This is a genomic window from Candidatus Gracilibacteria bacterium, from assembly GCA_041660965.1.
Lineage (GTDB): Bacteria > Patescibacteriota > Gracilibacteria > BD1-5 > JAGOOR01 > JAGOOR01.
In genome coordinates, this window is sequence record JBAZVH010000001.1 from 45,144 (window position 1) to 60,386 (window position 15,243).

20 protein-coding genes are annotated in these 15,243 nt (G+C 40.3%); 8 read left to right on the forward strand and 12 right to left on the reverse strand.

All coding sequences use genetic code 25. The features are described from left to right. Positions 1 to 5: 5 nt before the first annotated feature. The 3 genes from pyrF to ftsH all read right to left on the reverse strand — a co-directional run bounded on the left by pyrF (position 6) and on the right by ftsH (position 3,553). Positions 6 to 815 carry an orotidine-5'-phosphate decarboxylase gene (gene pyrF, locus WC753_00240; protein ID MFA6079896.1) on the reverse strand — a complete coding sequence of 270 codons (810 nt, stop codon included), beginning with the start codon at positions 813 to 815 and terminating at the stop codon, positions 6 to 8. Between the two features lie 157 nt (positions 816 to 972). Beyond that, the gene (locus tag WC753_00245) at positions 973 to 1,296 is read right to left on the reverse strand and encodes a hypothetical protein (protein ID MFA6079897.1); all 324 of its coding nucleotides are present in this window, start codon (positions 1,294 to 1,296) and stop codon (positions 973 to 975) included. A gap of 259 nt (positions 1,297 to 1,555) precedes the next feature. Beyond that, on the reverse strand, positions 1,556 to 3,553 hold the full coding sequence (gene ftsH / locus WC753_00250; GenBank protein MFA6079898.1) for an ATP-dependent zinc metalloprotease FtsH: 1,998 nt from the start codon (positions 3,551 to 3,553) through the stop codon (positions 1,556 to 1,558). A gap of 101 nt (positions 3,554 to 3,654) precedes the next feature. Between ftsH and WC753_00255 the strand changes: the two genes are divergently transcribed. Then, positions 3,655 to 4,428, forward strand: a complete 774-nt coding sequence (locus WC753_00255; protein ID MFA6079899.1) for a nucleotidyltransferase family protein — start codon at positions 3,655 to 3,657, stop codon at positions 4,426 to 4,428. Here the strand turns inward: WC753_00255 and WC753_00260 are convergent. Both WC753_00260 and WC753_00265 read right to left on the reverse strand, forming a co-directional pair. Beyond that, positions 4,376 to 4,771, reverse strand: coding sequence for an adenylyltransferase/cytidyltransferase family protein (locus WC753_00260; protein MFA6079900.1), 396 nt, complete (start codon positions 4,769 to 4,771; stop codon positions 4,376 to 4,378). The two genes, WC753_00255 and WC753_00260, sit on opposite strands and share 53 nt — an antisense overlap. Positions 4,772 to 4,773: 2 nt before the next feature. Then, positions 4,774 to 5,154: a hypothetical protein gene (locus tag WC753_00265; GenBank protein MFA6079901.1), complete on the reverse strand. Its 381-nt coding sequence runs from the start codon at positions 5,152 to 5,154 to the stop codon at positions 4,774 to 4,776. 203 nt (positions 5,155 to 5,357) lie between these two features. Here WC753_00265 and WC753_00270 point away from each other — a divergent pair, with 203 nt between their 5' ends. Continuing rightward, positions 5,358 to 5,858 carry a hypothetical protein gene (locus WC753_00270; protein ID MFA6079902.1) on the forward strand — a complete coding sequence of 167 codons (501 nt, stop codon included), beginning with the start codon at positions 5,358 to 5,360 and terminating at the stop codon, positions 5,856 to 5,858. Here the strand turns inward: WC753_00270 and trmD are convergent. Both trmD and WC753_00280 read right to left on the reverse strand, forming a co-directional pair. Beyond that, the gene (trmD, locus tag WC753_00275; protein ID MFA6079903.1) at positions 5,855 to 6,535 is read right to left on the reverse strand and encodes a tRNA (guanosine(37)-N1)-methyltransferase TrmD; all 681 of its coding nucleotides are present in this window, start codon (positions 6,533 to 6,535) and stop codon (positions 5,855 to 5,857) included. The two genes, WC753_00270 and trmD, sit on opposite strands and share 4 nt — an antisense overlap. Positions 6,536 to 6,546: 11 nt before the next feature. Beyond that, positions 6,547 to 6,909 carry a hypothetical protein gene (locus tag WC753_00280; protein ID MFA6079904.1) on the reverse strand — a complete coding sequence of 121 codons (363 nt, stop codon included), beginning with the start codon at positions 6,907 to 6,909 and terminating at the stop codon, positions 6,547 to 6,549. Positions 6,910 to 7,156: 247 nt separating this feature from the next. On the opposite strand from WC753_00280, the gene WC753_00285 reads away from it, so the two are divergent. Then, positions 7,157 to 7,591, forward strand: coding sequence for a hypothetical protein (locus WC753_00285; GenBank protein ID MFA6079905.1), 435 nt, complete (start codon positions 7,157 to 7,159; stop codon positions 7,589 to 7,591). 3 nt (positions 7,592 to 7,594) lie between these two features. Here WC753_00285 and WC753_00290 read toward each other — a convergent pair whose 3' ends face one another. Continuing rightward, the gene (locus WC753_00290; GenBank protein ID MFA6079906.1) at positions 7,595 to 8,932 is read right to left on the reverse strand and encodes a GspE/PulE family protein; all 1,338 of its coding nucleotides are present in this window, start codon (positions 8,930 to 8,932) and stop codon (positions 7,595 to 7,597) included. Positions 8,933 to 8,945: 13 nt separating this feature from the next. On the opposite strand from WC753_00290, the gene tilS reads away from it, so the two are divergent. Together tilS and WC753_00300 are read left to right on the forward strand one after the other, a co-directional pair. Then, on the forward strand, positions 8,946 to 9,896 hold the full coding sequence (gene tilS, locus WC753_00295; GenBank protein MFA6079907.1) for a tRNA lysidine(34) synthetase TilS: 951 nt from the start codon (positions 8,946 to 8,948) through the stop codon (positions 9,894 to 9,896). A gap of 46 nt (positions 9,897 to 9,942) precedes the next feature. Then, positions 9,943 to 10,407, forward strand: a complete 465-nt coding sequence (locus WC753_00300; protein ID MFA6079908.1) for a MarR family transcriptional regulator — start codon at positions 9,943 to 9,945, stop codon at positions 10,405 to 10,407. On the opposite strand, the gene hflX is transcribed toward WC753_00300, so the two are convergent. Beyond that, complete coding sequence (gene hflX / locus WC753_00305) at positions 10,404 to 11,522, reverse strand: GTPase HflX (GenBank protein ID MFA6079909.1); 1,119 nt, start codon at positions 11,520 to 11,522, stop codon at positions 10,404 to 10,406. The genes WC753_00300 and hflX overlap by 4 nt on opposite strands. 71 nt (positions 11,523 to 11,593) lie before the next feature. Between hflX and WC753_00310 the strand changes: the two genes are divergently transcribed. From WC753_00310 to WC753_00320, 3 genes are read left to right on the forward strand one after another with little or no spacing between them, the layout of a single operon-like run. Beyond that, a complete protein-coding gene (locus WC753_00310; protein MFA6079910.1) occupies positions 11,594 to 11,740 on the forward strand; it encodes a hypothetical protein in 147 nt (48 codons plus the stop codon). Further along, a complete protein-coding gene (locus tag WC753_00315; GenBank protein MFA6079911.1) occupies positions 11,734 to 12,111 on the forward strand; it encodes a hypothetical protein in 378 nt (125 codons plus the stop codon). Before WC753_00310 ends, WC753_00315 begins: the two co-directional genes overlap by 7 nt. A 4-nt stretch (positions 12,112 to 12,115) precedes the next feature. After that, a complete protein-coding gene (locus WC753_00320; GenBank protein MFA6079912.1) occupies positions 12,116 to 12,595 on the forward strand; it encodes a hypothetical protein in 480 nt (159 codons plus the stop codon). 44 nt (positions 12,596 to 12,639) lie between these two features. Here the strand turns inward: WC753_00320 and WC753_00325 are convergent, their stop codons facing one another. From WC753_00325 to gatB, 3 genes are all read right to left on the reverse strand, one after another. Continuing rightward, positions 12,640 to 13,248, reverse strand: a complete 609-nt coding sequence (locus WC753_00325) for a superoxide dismutase (GenBank protein MFA6079913.1) — start codon at positions 13,246 to 13,248, stop codon at positions 12,640 to 12,642. A 94-nt stretch (positions 13,249 to 13,342) separates the two neighbouring features. Continuing rightward, positions 13,343 to 13,684: a hypothetical protein gene (locus WC753_00330; GenBank protein MFA6079914.1), complete on the reverse strand. Its 342-nt coding sequence runs from the start codon at positions 13,682 to 13,684 to the stop codon at positions 13,343 to 13,345. 26 nt (positions 13,685 to 13,710) lie between these two features. Then, entirely contained in the window at positions 13,711 to 15,138 is a 1,428-nt protein-coding gene (gatB, locus tag WC753_00335) for an Asp-tRNA(Asn)/Glu-tRNA(Gln) amidotransferase subunit GatB (protein ID MFA6079915.1), read from the reverse strand. Positions 15,139 to 15,243: the final 105 nt, after the last annotated feature.

Here is a 15,243-nt window from a genome sequence, read left to right on the forward strand (position 1 = left end):
AAGAACTATGCTGCCTTTCTTCTGTATTTGTTAATTTCGTCCCGAGTTGCCCTGGCAACAATCGCAGGAGTTTCTCCTGGTTTTTTTGGGAACATAACAGCACTGGATGAACTGATAACGCATCATGCTCATTGTGAATTCTGAGCGGCTGGTACGACATTTGCGATACTTCAACCCTGAGTGCCTATTCCAGGTACGAGAAGATTGACCCTATCCCCTACTATGCTTCGAATATTCGCCAATTCCTCTGGGAATGTAGCTCCTGCTACGATACCTATTTGCCCATTTGTGTTCCACTCATGAGACATCATACGAACAACTTCTTCATATACTTTTCTGCCATCTTTTAATTCCAGGTCCTGGATATCTCTCGCGTGTTCATTTGATGTTCTCCCCAGTAAGAATAGTCACTTATCTGGATATCTCTCTATAAATGGGATTACGACATCCTGCCCCATATAGGGATTTAGAGTAACAGCATCCGCACCAAATTTTCAAAATACTTCTTCTGCGTATTGTGCGCTCGTTCTGTCGATATCTCCTCGTTTTACATCGAGACCAGTGATTGCTCAGATCTTTCTTAAATATTCCATTATCTCCAATAAATGTTGTTCTCATCACTTGTATGCTGCAAAATATGCAAATTGTGGCTTAAACATAGCAGCATACGATACAGTTTCATCGATAAATCTTTTACAAAAATCCACCATCTTACTCGCTCCCCCTTCGATTTTTGAGATGTCAGGATCTATACCTACACAGAGAAGAGAATCTTTTTCTTTTATAGATTGCTCTAATTTATCTGTAAAATTCATATAGAAATATAGGAGATAGAATACCTCTATATTACCTGCTTTATTTTTTTATCAAGAACAAGTATAATACTTTACTATTTTTTATTGTGTACAAATATACAATATTATTTATTATAATAAAATCTTTTCTTGCAAATATACGAAAAGTAACTATAGCTTAGGTACGAGGACGTAAACCAAAGAAATGAAAAATACTCGGTCTTCGAACCTCCCAATCAGTAATATCTATTTTTCCAGCTCAGGAGCGTGTGACTTGATATACCTCTCGTGGGACGATACCTGTCTGGATGAGTCTTTCCTGGCCAGGATTGAGTACCGGGTTTTCTATACCTACATATCTCCATGCCTCTGGATAGGTCTTCTCCTCGAGCCATCCCTCTTGTACTGCTTCTGGGAAAGTGATGCTCCTGTCAGGAGTTCCCGTTGCATCGAGCACGGCAAGAATTCTTCAACAAAAAATATCGGGTAAGATCTTTGACATCTTTCTTGCTCCTGGGTCACACGCCACTATACCTCTACAATATCTTTCATATAAATAGTTTCCATCTGTATCAAATATTATAGCCCCATTCCTTCACAGGTATGCTCATTCCAGAAGCTCCCAAGTTTCTGTATAACTGTATATACTGCTATTTATCCAAGACCGCCAAAATCATGGATTAGGAAGTCGTACCCACGATGCTTGTTGTGGTATTTCTCATTCTCAGGTTGGGGACGATAAAGAGTCAGACATAATAATATTAGAGAGCCATCTTTTCTGGCACATCCATGCCTTCAAAGAAAAGATCAAATTCTTCTCGGAGCATTTCTTGTTTCTTCATCAGAATAGCAGAGATTTGTTCGTGAAGATCTTTGTGTTTTGAGATAATTCTCTTCGCTTCCTCATAGGATTTTTGGAGGAGTTCTCGTACCTTCTTGTCAACCAAAAACTTTGTCTCATCAGAGATAGCGTTACTATCTGTTGTTTCTCCAAGGTAATTATCCGCTACCATTCGCCCTGCGATATTTTCCATACCGATATCAGCATCAAATCCATATCGAGTCACCATGGCTCGTGCGATGTCTGTCGCTCTTTCTATATCAGAGGAAGCACCCGTAGTGATATACTCTTTTCAGAAGAAGATTTCTTCAGCTGCTCGACCTCAAAAATAGACCACGAGCTCATCAAGCATTTTTGCCTTGGTAATATACGTACGATCTTTATCCGGCAAAAACCATGTCACACCTCCTGCAGAACCACGAGAGATGATAGAGATCTTGTGAACAGGATCTGAATGCTTTGTCATCTTGCCAACGATAGCATGACCGACTTCATGGTAGGCAGTGAGTTTTTGCTCAAACTCTGTCATAACATGTGATGCTTTGATATTTCCCATCACGATTTTTTCGATACTTTGTTGTATCATGGCCTGAGTGACTTCTTCAGCATTTTCACGACCAGCGAGTATAGCTGATTCATTGAGGAGATTTTCGAGATCTGCTCCAGAAAATCCGATGGTAGAACTCGCGATACTTCGAAAGTCTATTTTTTTCGACAGAGGTTTATTTCGAGCATGCACTTTCAAAATCGCAATTCTATCTTCGAGATTTGGCAGATTGATAGTGACTTTACGATCAAAGCGTCCTGGTCGGAGCAGCGCTTTATCGAGGACATCTGCACGGTTTGTTGCTCCCATGATGATGACATTTGTTTCATTATCAAAACCATCCATTTCTGTCAAAATCTGATTGAGTGTCTGCTCTCGTTCATCATGTCCTCCGCCGAATCCAGTTGAACGTTTTTTACCAATAGCATCGATTTCATCGATAAAGATAATCGCTGGTGCATTTGCTTTTGCTTCTGCGAAGAGATCACGCACTCGTGCCGCACCCACACCGACAAACATCTCGACAAATTCTGAACCAGAGATAGAGAAAAATGGTACACCTGCCTCTCCTGCTACTGCACGAGCCAGCAACGTCTTTCCTGTACCTGGAGGTCATACCATCAGCACTCCTCGAGGAATCTTCGCTCAGAGCTTTTGATATTTTTTTGGATTTTTGAGAAAGTCCACAAACTCTTGGAGGTCTTGTTTTTCCTCAAGTGAACCAGCTACATCGATAAACATGATTTTTCCTTTTTGGGGTTCATAGCGCTTTGCTTTATTTTTGATAAATCACATCGGCCCACCACCTCCGGACATCATTTTCCCCATCAGGACGATAAAAATAAGGAGAAAAAGCACACTTCCCACAATGGTAGGGGCGAGATCGGCCCAAAAATGTAGCGATGTCGTATCTTTGACAGATATCTTTGTTGTACCAGGATTTTCGATATCTATTCCCATGTCTTTCAGATTATCATTGAGTGGCAAAATCGCTTTTTCTTGTTTTGGCGTGATTTGTGTCGCTATCAGTGAAAAAGCAGAACTCGGTGGTGTCGCTACTGTCTCTCCAGGAAGACCTTCCTGCAAAGTCCCCGTGATAGTCTGATCCCGCACTTCAAGAGCCGAATATTTCCCTGTTTTATAGGATTGAACGAGCTCGGAGATAGTGACATCCTCTACCTCGGATGATCCCTGTAAAGCAAAAAATACCCCTCAAAATAAGAGAGAAATAATGAGTAATACCAAAAGAGCCGAGTAACTCTGCTTCATGGGCTTTTTATTTTTCATTTTACCACCTGGAGTGCCAGCCCCAGAGCTTTCAAGTTGCTTTTTCTTGACACCATCGGAGAATTCAAACTTTTTTTGAGCCATAAAAATAGGTATAAAATATGTCTCAGTAGTATATGAAAAAGTTTTAATTTGCAAAAAAACTCGACCGCATAAACTACTCTTCATACAAATATACTTTTACGATGCAAGCAATTATCCTCGCAGGCGGGTATGGTACTCGCCTCTATCCCCTGACTCTCAATGCCCCTAAACCAATGGTGCCCGTATGAGGCCGACCGATGGTAGACTATTTATTAGACAAAATCAATGCTCTTGGATGCTTCACTCAGATTTTTATCGTGACAAATGATAAATTTGCTCATGTTTTTGATGCCTGGAAAGAAGAGAAAAGGAGAGATGACATCATCATCGTCAATGATGGAACTCTCTCAAATGAGGATCGCCTCTGATCTCTCGGAGATATACAATTTGTGATTGATAACTATGAGATTACCGAAGATGTGATGATACTCGGAGGAGATAACTTTTTCGAAGATGACCTTTCTGAGATGATAAGAATATTTCAAAAAAAATGAGATAGTATCGCTCTCTACGATGTCGAAAATTTGGAGCTCGTAAAACAACTCAGCACTCTCACGATGAACGCGGAAAATAAGATTTTAGACTTTATTGAGAAACCAGAAAATCCCACTTCTACACTCATTGCTACACTGATTTATTGTTTCAAGAAATCAACCCTCTGACACATACAGGATGTTATTGAGCTAGGAAAAGCAGATAGAGCATGAGATCTTATCGCTTCTATTTGCAAGGTAGAGGATATTTATGGATATCATCTTCGGGGAAAATGGTTTGATATTGGTTCTATGAAACAACTCAATGAAACAGAAGAATGGTTACTTTCTAGAGCAAAGAGCTCTTCCACTTCTCCGGCTCAAACGAGCTCATTCGGATAATTCTCGGCGTCAGATTGTGTTCTTGCAAAAATTCGTCCAACGCTACACCATTAAAAGAGTTTTGATCATACCCAAAACAGAGAACATCTGGTGTATAGCTGAGAAGAACCTGATACGGATCCGAGAGGGATCAGAGAATCGCCTGTTCTGTCAAGCCAGAATCGAGAACATTCCGGAGGCGTATATCTTCAGTATCACGAGGAGGTTTTCATTTTAATCGCTCCACAGTACTATCACGAGCTACGACAGTCACAAGAGTATCTCAGAGCTTTTTCGCCTCCTGAAGATAGTATTCATGCCCAGGATGAAATCTATCGAATGTCCCAAAAGTCATCACGAGCATATTTATTGAGGATTGTGATGATGTTTTTCTTTTTGGATGTCGATACCAGGAGTTTTATGATGAATATGTGCTTTTTTTTGTTCAGGAGAGATTTCTTGTTTATATTCTGCATCGAGTTTGAGAAATTCTTCTTCAAATATCTTTTCAAAAAGAGTCTTTTGCGGACGAATCAAGAGGTAAATAAAGATACCAAGAGGAGTCAAAAAGAGCACAATAAGGATACAAAAGATTTGTAACAAAACAGAGCGTGTACGATTGTTGATATCCTTTGCTACCCACACGACGATACAAAACCAGATAATAAAAATATATGCTATCAGCCCACGCATCAGCATATTGATGTCCAAATTGGCCAAAAAACCGAGAGAAAGAGAAGGTTCCATAGGATTTCAATTATAAGAAAATTACACCAATCGCAAATCAAATAAAAAATTTTACTTTCAGAAAAAATACATACAATAAGTTTTTGATGAAGCACAAACGCCTACACGTCTCTTTATTAAAAAACGAAACTCGTTTTGCATTTCATTTTTTGTATTTTCTTTTCCAATCTCCTGTTTAGGAGATTTTTTTTAATCATTTTTTTATGCCACTCTCACCTCGATTCGAAGAACTCATGGATGAATTGGAACTAAAAGATGCCCTCTGGCACCTGCAACGAGCAAATGCTTGAGTCAATCAGGCAACAGAAGAGGAGCTCATGGAATGATATTCTCGAATACTTCAGCTCGCTCAAAATACAGGAGAATGTATCACACGAATACTTGAAAAAACTACTCAGGAATTGAGCAGAATGCTCTCCAGAGAATCACTCCTCAAGAATAGAAACATATATGTCCATGATAGTTGCGAGAGAAGGGATAACTGAAATTATAACAAGACAATTTGTGATCTCGCTGAACATGTGCGTCTTTCAAGATTAGTAAAACAAGCACAGATACTTCAGCAAGGAGAATGAGTCCAAATACGCGATATCACAGCGAGTATCCAATTATTGCCAGATAAGATTACATGATGAGACCAAACTATAGTGCTTAACAAAGCAAGAATTTTAGCAATTCTGCCAACTCATGCTGCAGCTGCCTAAAAACTATTTTCCTTTCTCCACTTCTGGATTTTCTTTGGATCACCTGAGAGGAGAACCTCAGGAACTTTATATCCCATAAAATCACTTGGACGTGTGTATTGCGGGTATTCAGCTTTTCACTCCAACGCCTCAGAGAAAGACTCTTCATGAAGTGAGACCGTATTCCCGACAACTCCTGGGATCAAACGCACTAGAGCATCGAGAAATACCATCGTTGCCAGCTCTCCACTGCTTACGACAAAATCTCCGATAGAATATTCTTCAAACTCAAACATCTCAAATACTCTATGATCGACTCCTTCATAATGTCAGCAGAGGATGATAAATTCTTCATCTCGTAATTCTCGCGAGAGTTGTTCTATTTTTGGCTGTCGAAGCCGTTCACCACGAGGTCAGAGATATATTTTTCTCATACCATTTTTGTATTTTGTATTTTGTATTTTGTATTTCTCTTCAATATCCATGATTGCAAGGTACATCGGCTCTATCTCTATCAATGCCCCTGCTCCCCCACCATATGGCTTATCGTCGACACGATGCTGTGCCTGCGTCGAAAAATCTCCCAGATTATAAAACTCTGGAGTAAACAAACCTTTTTCTCGAGCGATACGCATAATACTCGTATCAAAATAACTCGAGAAACTCGCAGGAAAATTGGCAATAATATGAGGATGCATCGAAAAAAACACTAAAATCTGCCGACACACACCACAGAATAAATATAGAGAGTGGCTACGAAAACTAAAATAAGAATCAATGTAATAATTGTTGATGAAAGAATCTTATCGCTCGTGTCTTTTTTAGTTTCTTTTTTTTGTGGAGCAACTTCCTTGTAGACTTTTTTCGTAACTGGTGGACTTACTTTAGCAGGTGTTTTTGAAGGAGATTTTTTTGGAGCCGGTTTCGTGGTTTTTTTTGTAACAGTTTTTTTGATAGGAGCAGATTTTTTAACGGGCTTCTTTGAGACAGCAGGAACGGCAGATACTGCGACACTCTTCGGAGCTGCCTTTTTTTTAGGAGCAGCTTTTTTCTTCGGGGAAGACTTTACCATAGAAAAAATTAAGAAATATAGAGATAGAGTATGTATTATTACGCCATTTCAAGCATTCTTTGATGACAAAGTTATTTTTTACTATCAAATAAAGCAAATAATTGAGAGCAAGAAAATTAGTATACCAACTTTCTATATATTCCCCGGAAGCAAAAACGTATGTTATGGGATGAGATCTCTTTGAATGATAATTGACATTTATATAGGCAGTATACAATGTTCATCTTCACACTTCATAAATTCTTCCATGGATGCAGCAGCACCAGTAACAGAAATTCCCTGAACAGATAGCACACGAGGAGATCTAGAAAAGCTTCCACCAGAAGATGTTGCTCGATTGATTCAAAAAAGCTTAGATGCCATAGCCCTCATACTCTTAGGTTCTGATGATGCACAAAAAGCGTGATTAATAGAAAACAGAACGAGTCTACAATGAACTCTTAATTTACAACACACATTTCTTTCACATATAAAACAACCAAAATGAACTCGACCTTTTGCAGTTATCAGAAAGTTGTTGAGGAAAAGAGAATACTTCGTCGCTCTGGATATTGGTAAAGAGATGCCGGATGGAACGCATTATGGTAGAGTTTTTTTCTGAGAAGACCTCACGCCAGTTTGGATGAAAGTGAATCCAAAAACATGAAATATAATAGATAAAACAGTATATTTTCAACAATAAATATTACAGCAATCCATTCCCCTCACACTCTGCCGTTGTGGTCATTCAGAGGAGGACCTTGGCACGAGCATCATCAGCGAGAGTGAGAAATCCATCCTTGCGCGCAAGCTGAAACATCTCAGTATCAGTATGTCCTGATCGGATACTATCACGGATAGCATCAGTGACCGCGAAGACCTCATAGATACCGACTCGGCCACTAAATCCGGTATATCCACACTCTTCACAGCCGACTCAGTGCTGGATAAATGCCTTTTCGGATCCATATCTCTTGAGGAGTTCGATATCTTCTGGACGTATTTCAGCATTTTCATCGCTTACTCCACAGTGATGACAGACACGTCGTACCAATCTCTGTGCGATGATGATATCGACTGAAGCAGCAATATCATAGTTTGAAACTCACATATTCACGAGACGATCTACCGTCTCAATGGCACTTTTTGTATGAAGTGTAGAGAGAACAAGATGCCCAGTAAGAGCAGCTTGTATAGCAGTATTGGCTGTATCGAGGTCACGGATTTCCCCTATCATAATAATATCTGGGTCATGACGAAGTACCGATCGTACTCCAGACGCAAATGTATATCCTTCTCGTTCGTTGATTTCTGATTGTAAGACGTCAGGTATCTGGTATTCTATCGGGTCTTCGAGGGTGATAATCTTATCTTCTGGGTTTTTGAGCATATCTATCAATGTGTAGAGTGTCGTCGTCTTACCAGAACCAGTCGGACCAGTGACGAGGATCATCCCTTGTTTCTTCTCGAGAGAATGCAGAATATCAGTTTTTTGCGTGCCGATGATACCGAGCGCATCGATGGTGAGGACATTATTCGTCGCATCGAGGATACGACACACCACACTCTCTCCATATCTCGTCGGCATCACAGAGACACGGATATCTATTTTTGCTTCTTTGCCATCTTTCCCAAGACGAAATTTTCCATCTTGAGGGACATTATGGATATTGAGCTTGAGATTGGAGCGATATTTGAGTCGTTCTACGAGTGTTTCGTGTTCTTTCATCGAGAGTTTTCAAAGAGGGGCGAGATTACCATCGATACGAAATCGTGGCACAGAATCATACTCCTGAATTTCCAAATGCACATCGGATGCCTTGAGAGTAATAGCTCACTGAATCAGTGTATTCAGAGCACTATCAGAGTCCTGACGATCGAGCGCCATCTTCATATCATCTAGAATTGTATGAAATTCTGATCGATAAAAAGCTTCACCGGTATACTCCTTCGTGATAAGCTTTTTTATATCTTCAATGGTGTTTTTTTGTTGTGTCACGGATACATAGTACCCTATATTTCTTCATTTTGCAAAAATATTCATACAATATGTGCGTATGAAATCTGAAAAATCACCTATTTGAGAGAGAAATATCCAGAATCTGCTCTCGCCCATCACCGATAAGCGAGTTATCGTGTCATGTTCTGGGGGTCCTGACTCGATGTGACTTCTTGAGATGGTACGAGTTTTCTCGGGAGAAAGTGCCTCAGATACTATCGTCGTCGCTCATATCCATCATTGATTACGGGAAAGCGCCGAGAGAGACCAGAAACTCGTCCAAGAATATTGCAAAAAATACCACCTCCCCTACGAATGCCTACGAGTAGATATCCGAAAGGAAGCAAAAAAGACAAAAACGACGCTCGAAGAATGTGGGAGAAATATCAGAAAAAAATGGCTCGAGGAGATCCGAATAAAGCATCAAGCAGACTACATCCTCACAGCACATCATGCGGATGATCAGGCAGAGACCATCCTCTACCGTATCACAAAAGGAACAAGCATTACAGGTCTTTCTGGTATAGCACGATTTTCTGGATATTATTTCCGACCACTTCTCACACTCACGAAAAAAGATATTCTAGACTACAATACAATTCATTCTATCTCCTCAGGATATGATGAAACCAACGATGATACCTCGATTCCGAGAAATCTCCTTCGACAAGTGATACTTCCGCAGTTACAGAATATTAATCCAGAAGTCTCAAAAGCACTTTCTCGACTGAGTGAGTCTGCCCAAGAATTGAAATCGAGTTTTGATTGCTATTTCGCAGAAGTTATTGCACAAAAAGAATTTAACTACGACTGGTATCATGCTCTTCCTCTTGGCTTTCAACACGAGCTTCTTCGATGTCTGTATGAAGCCACAAATGGCTCCACTCATGGTCTCTCTCTCGCTCTCCTTCTCGAGATCGACCGGTTTCTCTCAACTCGTACTGGTGGTAAGAAAGAATTGTGAAAAAAATGGCTCATAAAAAAACACGGTAAAATATATTTGACATAGTATAAATAGTTAATATAGTAATATTAAATATATCTTAATTTATTCTATGGGGAACCCTGCATCACCAACACCAACTCCTGAACATCAAGCAGATGCAGAACGTCTTGCTGACTTTGTTCTCTTTGCACAAAGATCAACTATATTATGATTATCTAAAACCCTTAACGAGGGAAATGTCTCTTTCCCACAATTCTTTTTTCTTGCCTATCTCGCAAGCGTGGACTATCAGACCCCAACAGATATTGCCAAGAAAATGAATTTTTCTAGTGCAGCTGCTACGGGGTTCATCGATCGTATGGAAAAATTAGGACTTGTAGAGCGTACACACAGTCATGAAGATCGAAGAAATATCATGGTACGAATTACGTGAAAATGAGCTGAATTTGTCGCAACAATGCGTGAAGAAATCAAGGGAGAACTCGAAACTTTACTGAGTGGTTGGGAAGAAGAAAAAAGTCAAACTACCTGAGGGACAAAAAGAGCTCTTCGAACGCTTATGCCGAACTCTTAAAGGATGTGCTTTTTGATGTGATCAATCCCCTCCCCTGTTTTTGCTGAAACAAAGATCGGTGTATAGTTTTTGGCAACTTTCTTGAGATCTTTCAATTCTTTTGGTGAGACCTTATCTATTTGATTAAAGATATAGATACGAGGTTGCTTTGCGCCGATTCTGTCCAGGATATCATTTGTCACATCGATACGATGTTGCCAGTGAGGATCGCTCGCATCCACCACTTCGAGGAGAATGTCGCAGGAAAGGGATTCTTCCAGCGTCGAAGAAAAAGCATCTATCAATTCAGGTGGTAAATCACGGATAAAACCAATAGTATCGTAGATGAGAATATCTGAACGTATAATGAATTGTCCTTCTTTATTGGTATACGCACCTTTTGGTAGTTTCATTTTCCCCACAGTCGTACCGAGCGTAGCAAAGAGCTCATCTTTTGCCAGTACCATCTTATCGGTCAGAGCATTCATCAGAGTCGATTTCCCAGCATTGGTATACCCGACAATACCGACCGTGAGGGCGTTGGAACGTTTACGAGCAGATCTATTTTGTATACGGACACGGCGATAATGATCGATTCTTACTTTCGTCTTCTTTTCCAGTTCTCGTAAATGTCGTCGCATAATCTCAGTATTTGTCTCACCGATACCAGAGGTGCCAATACCTCCTCACTGCCTATCCATCTCCATCCCCATACCAAATATTCGAGGACCCATATGTTTGATAGAGGCGAGCTGGATCTGGAGTTTTGCCTCTGGAGTCTTCGCATGAAGCTGAAATATTTTTAAAATAAGATCCACACGATCCCAGATTTGGAGCGTCATTTTTCGCTTCTCAATTTCCTGGATAATCGCATAAATCTGTCGAGGTTTCAGGATATTCCCGATAATCAGCGTATCCGCCTGGAGCTCAACCGCAAGATTGAGGACTTCATCGAGCTTGCCTTTTCCGACGTAGGTACTATAATCCGGCTCGTCTCTTTTTTGCAGTGTCTGCAAGACGACGACTCCACGATAGGTGGAAACGAGCTTTTCCAGCTCGGAGATACGGTCTTCCAGACTAAATCAAGCGAGAAGTTTCGGATCTTTTGGAGCTATATCGAGGAGAATCGTGCGCATATCCTCATTGTAGAGAGAAAAAAGTATTTACCAAATTTGCATTTCAGAAAAACCTATGATACCATATCTCTATGATAGCAACAAAAACAAGACGTCCGGCTCCTTTTTTCACTACCTGCCAACGATGTGGGTATATCGTCTCTGGAGAAGAAGAAATCTGTGAAGCATGTCAAAAACAGAAAACAGGAAATCCTGTATTTAATCTCTTTTTATGGTAAACTGAACTGCCTTGAAGGGTTGTGACACAACACTTCATCAATTTCCACGACATGCATGGAAAGAAGACCCATGGTTTAATGCTCATGATAACACCACTATTACACCGGCAGATGACTTCGATGAGGTACAAAGCATCATCGAACTTGCCAGGCAAAAAGATGGTATACCTGATGCTCGAAAGCATACTATCACATACAATATGGTAGATGGCGACGAAGTTACTGAAAAAGTAACAAGTGAATTGTTTCCTTTAGCTTCGTTTACTGTAGCAGTCGAACACAAAGAAGATGAAAGTGTTGCTATTGTCGTGACCATAGATAATGGTGTGGTAAGTAAAACACGACATTGGATCGAAAGAATATTCTCCTAAGATTATGCAAAAAAAGAGTATAAAAGCACCCGTTATTCTTGCCATCCTTTGTGCTATCGGAGTTCACACAGTTCTCTTTACTGATGCTGGACACCGCATACAATGAGCGATTACTGAGAGCTGAGTCACGGTTATGCCGGATGTCGCTCTGACACTCAATAATGGTACACTTTCGCTGAAGCTCCAAAAAGATATCCCAAGTGCTACAAAAATCACTGCATCTCTCGGCTACAATGATGAGTCTCTCGTGCTCTCCTCACCAGAAAGTACTCTCGGCGTTATCACAATAATAAATGAAGATTTTAGTCAAAATATGACACTCACTCTAAAAAATCCAATCAATCTCTCAAAAGGAACTATTCTCGCAACATGGAAAGTCACAAAAGTGCTTCCGGAAATACAGACTATCAATCTCACAAATACTCAGATAAAAACTTCAGATGGAACACAAGATCTCAGTACTGAAGGTACTGGGGAATTCTAAAACATTTGCTTTTATACAAAAATAATCCCCCTCACAGGATTTTTTTATTGAGAAAAATATAATTCAACTTGTTTCCAATTCACTACGTTCCAGAAAGCGACAATATAATCAGCCCGTTTATTCTGATGTTTGAGATAATAAGCATGTTCCCAGACATCGATACCGAGAATGGGTTTTAGTCCTGCGAAAAATGGAGAATCTTGTCCTGGTGTATGTTGGAGGATTAAGAGCTTATCTTGATCTTGAACGAGCCATGCCCATCCTGAACCAAACACAGAAAGAGCTTTCTGAGTAAATTCTGACTGAAAATTCTCAAAACTTCCAAACGTTTCATCTATTTTTTGTGCCAAAGCACCCTCAGGGCGACCTCACCCATTTGGTGAGAGAATAGTCCAGAAGAAGCTATGATTGAGATGTCAACCAAGATTATTGATGACTCCTCGTTGCTTATCTGAGAACACCTCGTCGAGATGTTGAGCGAGGATATCAGCAGAATATTTCTCCAGAAGACCGGTTCCTTCAAGCAGTTTCGTATAATTATTGACATAGGTCTGATGATGACGGTCATGATGGATCTCCATCGTGAGAGCATCTATATATGGCTCAAGTGCGTCAAATGAATAAGTAAGAGCGGGAAGAGAGTGAGTAAGCATACTAATTATGGTTTAAGAGTTGATGCGTTGATGAGTTTATAGGTTTCTGAATAAATAACCTGTTCGCCTGGGCGAATTCCTTCTTTGTGCTTTGTTATTTACCTCGTGGCATTCCATAAAAATCCAATCATTTCTGGTCAACCTTGGATTTTGTGTGAAAATTCTTTTTGTTTCCTTTTTTGAAGAAACCTCGTTCATCTACAATTCACATATCAAGAAGCGTCTGAAAACTCTTTGAGACAAGCTTCATTTTTGGCCAATTCTGCTTATTCTCCAGATAATGTTTTCGCTTTTTAAACGATTGATTGCTCCGAGTCTGAGAATTTTCACTGCCGATATAGACTTGATAGGTCGTCTTTTTGACACTTTTGGAAAGCCGTCGAGCTTTTGCTTGGGCTTTTACTACTGATCATTTGAGTCCGTGTTTATTTGCCATAATTAAAGTGAGACTAAGAGAAAAAGTTAACCTATACGTTTTTTGATTAAGTCAGTAAATATCTTTGGGTTACCTGATCACCTACTTTCTTTCATACACTGTCCGACGAAGTAACCAAAGAGATTGGGCTTCCCTGATTGATATTCTGCAATTTGTGCCGCACTTTCTGAGAGGACTTTTTCGACAATTGTCTCCATAACCCCTGTATCGTTGACCTGCTTTAATCATTTTTTCTCAACGATTTCATCAGGATCACCACCGAGTTCGAGGAGAATACGAACGACTTCCTGGGCATTGGTACTAGAAATCTCATCATTTTTCATCATCTCAACCACTCGAGCGAGTGACTCTGGCGTGATACGAAGCGTGGTAAAATCTATGTCTTCATCGGATTTTTTGAGGATACCGAGCATGACGGTGAGAATAAGCGATGAACATTTCTTTGCATCATTTGTGAGAGCAACTGCTTTCTCAAAGAAATCAGACATAGCTCGTTCGCCTGAGAGAATCCGTGCATCATCAGCGAGAAGACCCCATTCGAGATATTTCTGTCGGCGATCGATCGGAAGTTCTGCAATAGTACGAGCCGCGATATACTCTGGAGCGATACGAAGTGGTGGTAAATCTGGTTCAGGAAAATAACGATAATCCATCGCATCTTCTTTAGACCGAAGTGGGTGGCTCTCCCCTGTTTCATCGTCCCAACCACGGGTTTCTTGATCGATAGTTTCTACGCCACTATCATAGAGCTCTGCTTGCCTGGCTACTTCATAGTCTATCGCTCGACCAATCATCTGAAATGAGTTGAGATTTTTGACTTCTATACGATTTCCGAATTCATGACTCCCTATAGGGCGAAGAGAGATATTTACATCGCAACGCAATTGTCCTTTTTCCATATCGGCATCGGAAGCACCAACAAATCTCATAATCTTCTGGAGTTCACGGAGATACTCAAGAACATCATCTTTTGACCGAAAATCTGGCTCTGTCACTATCTCCATCAGAGGACTCCCAGAACGATTATAATCACAGAGTGTCTTCGTGAGAGAATGAGTGAGCTTACCTGCGTCGCACTCGATATGGATTCGTCGGATATTAAATCGCTTCAAAGTGCCCTCAACATACGTATCGAGGTGACCATGTTCTGCAATCGGATGAAAGAGTTGCGTAATCTGATAGCCCATTGGGAGATCAGGATAAAAATAACTCTTCCGATCAAATTGAGAAAATTCATTGACTGTCATACGTAAACCGTGAGCAGCACGAACTGCGAGGTCTACTACACCCTCTGAGAGCACTGGGAGCGCTCCAGGGAGACCAAGAGAAACAGGTCCTACATTAATATTTGGATCACGTTCAAGTGCAACAGCATTTGGTTCTGAGCCAAACATTTTTGTGATAGAGCCAACACGGACATGGGTCTCAAGACCAATAACAATTTCATATTTCATACGAGGGATTATAGGAAAAAAATCTAAAAATCTACCTTTTTCAGGAAAATTATTACAAGAAATTACACAAATAATTTGCTTTACAAGAAATAGTTGTTATAAATT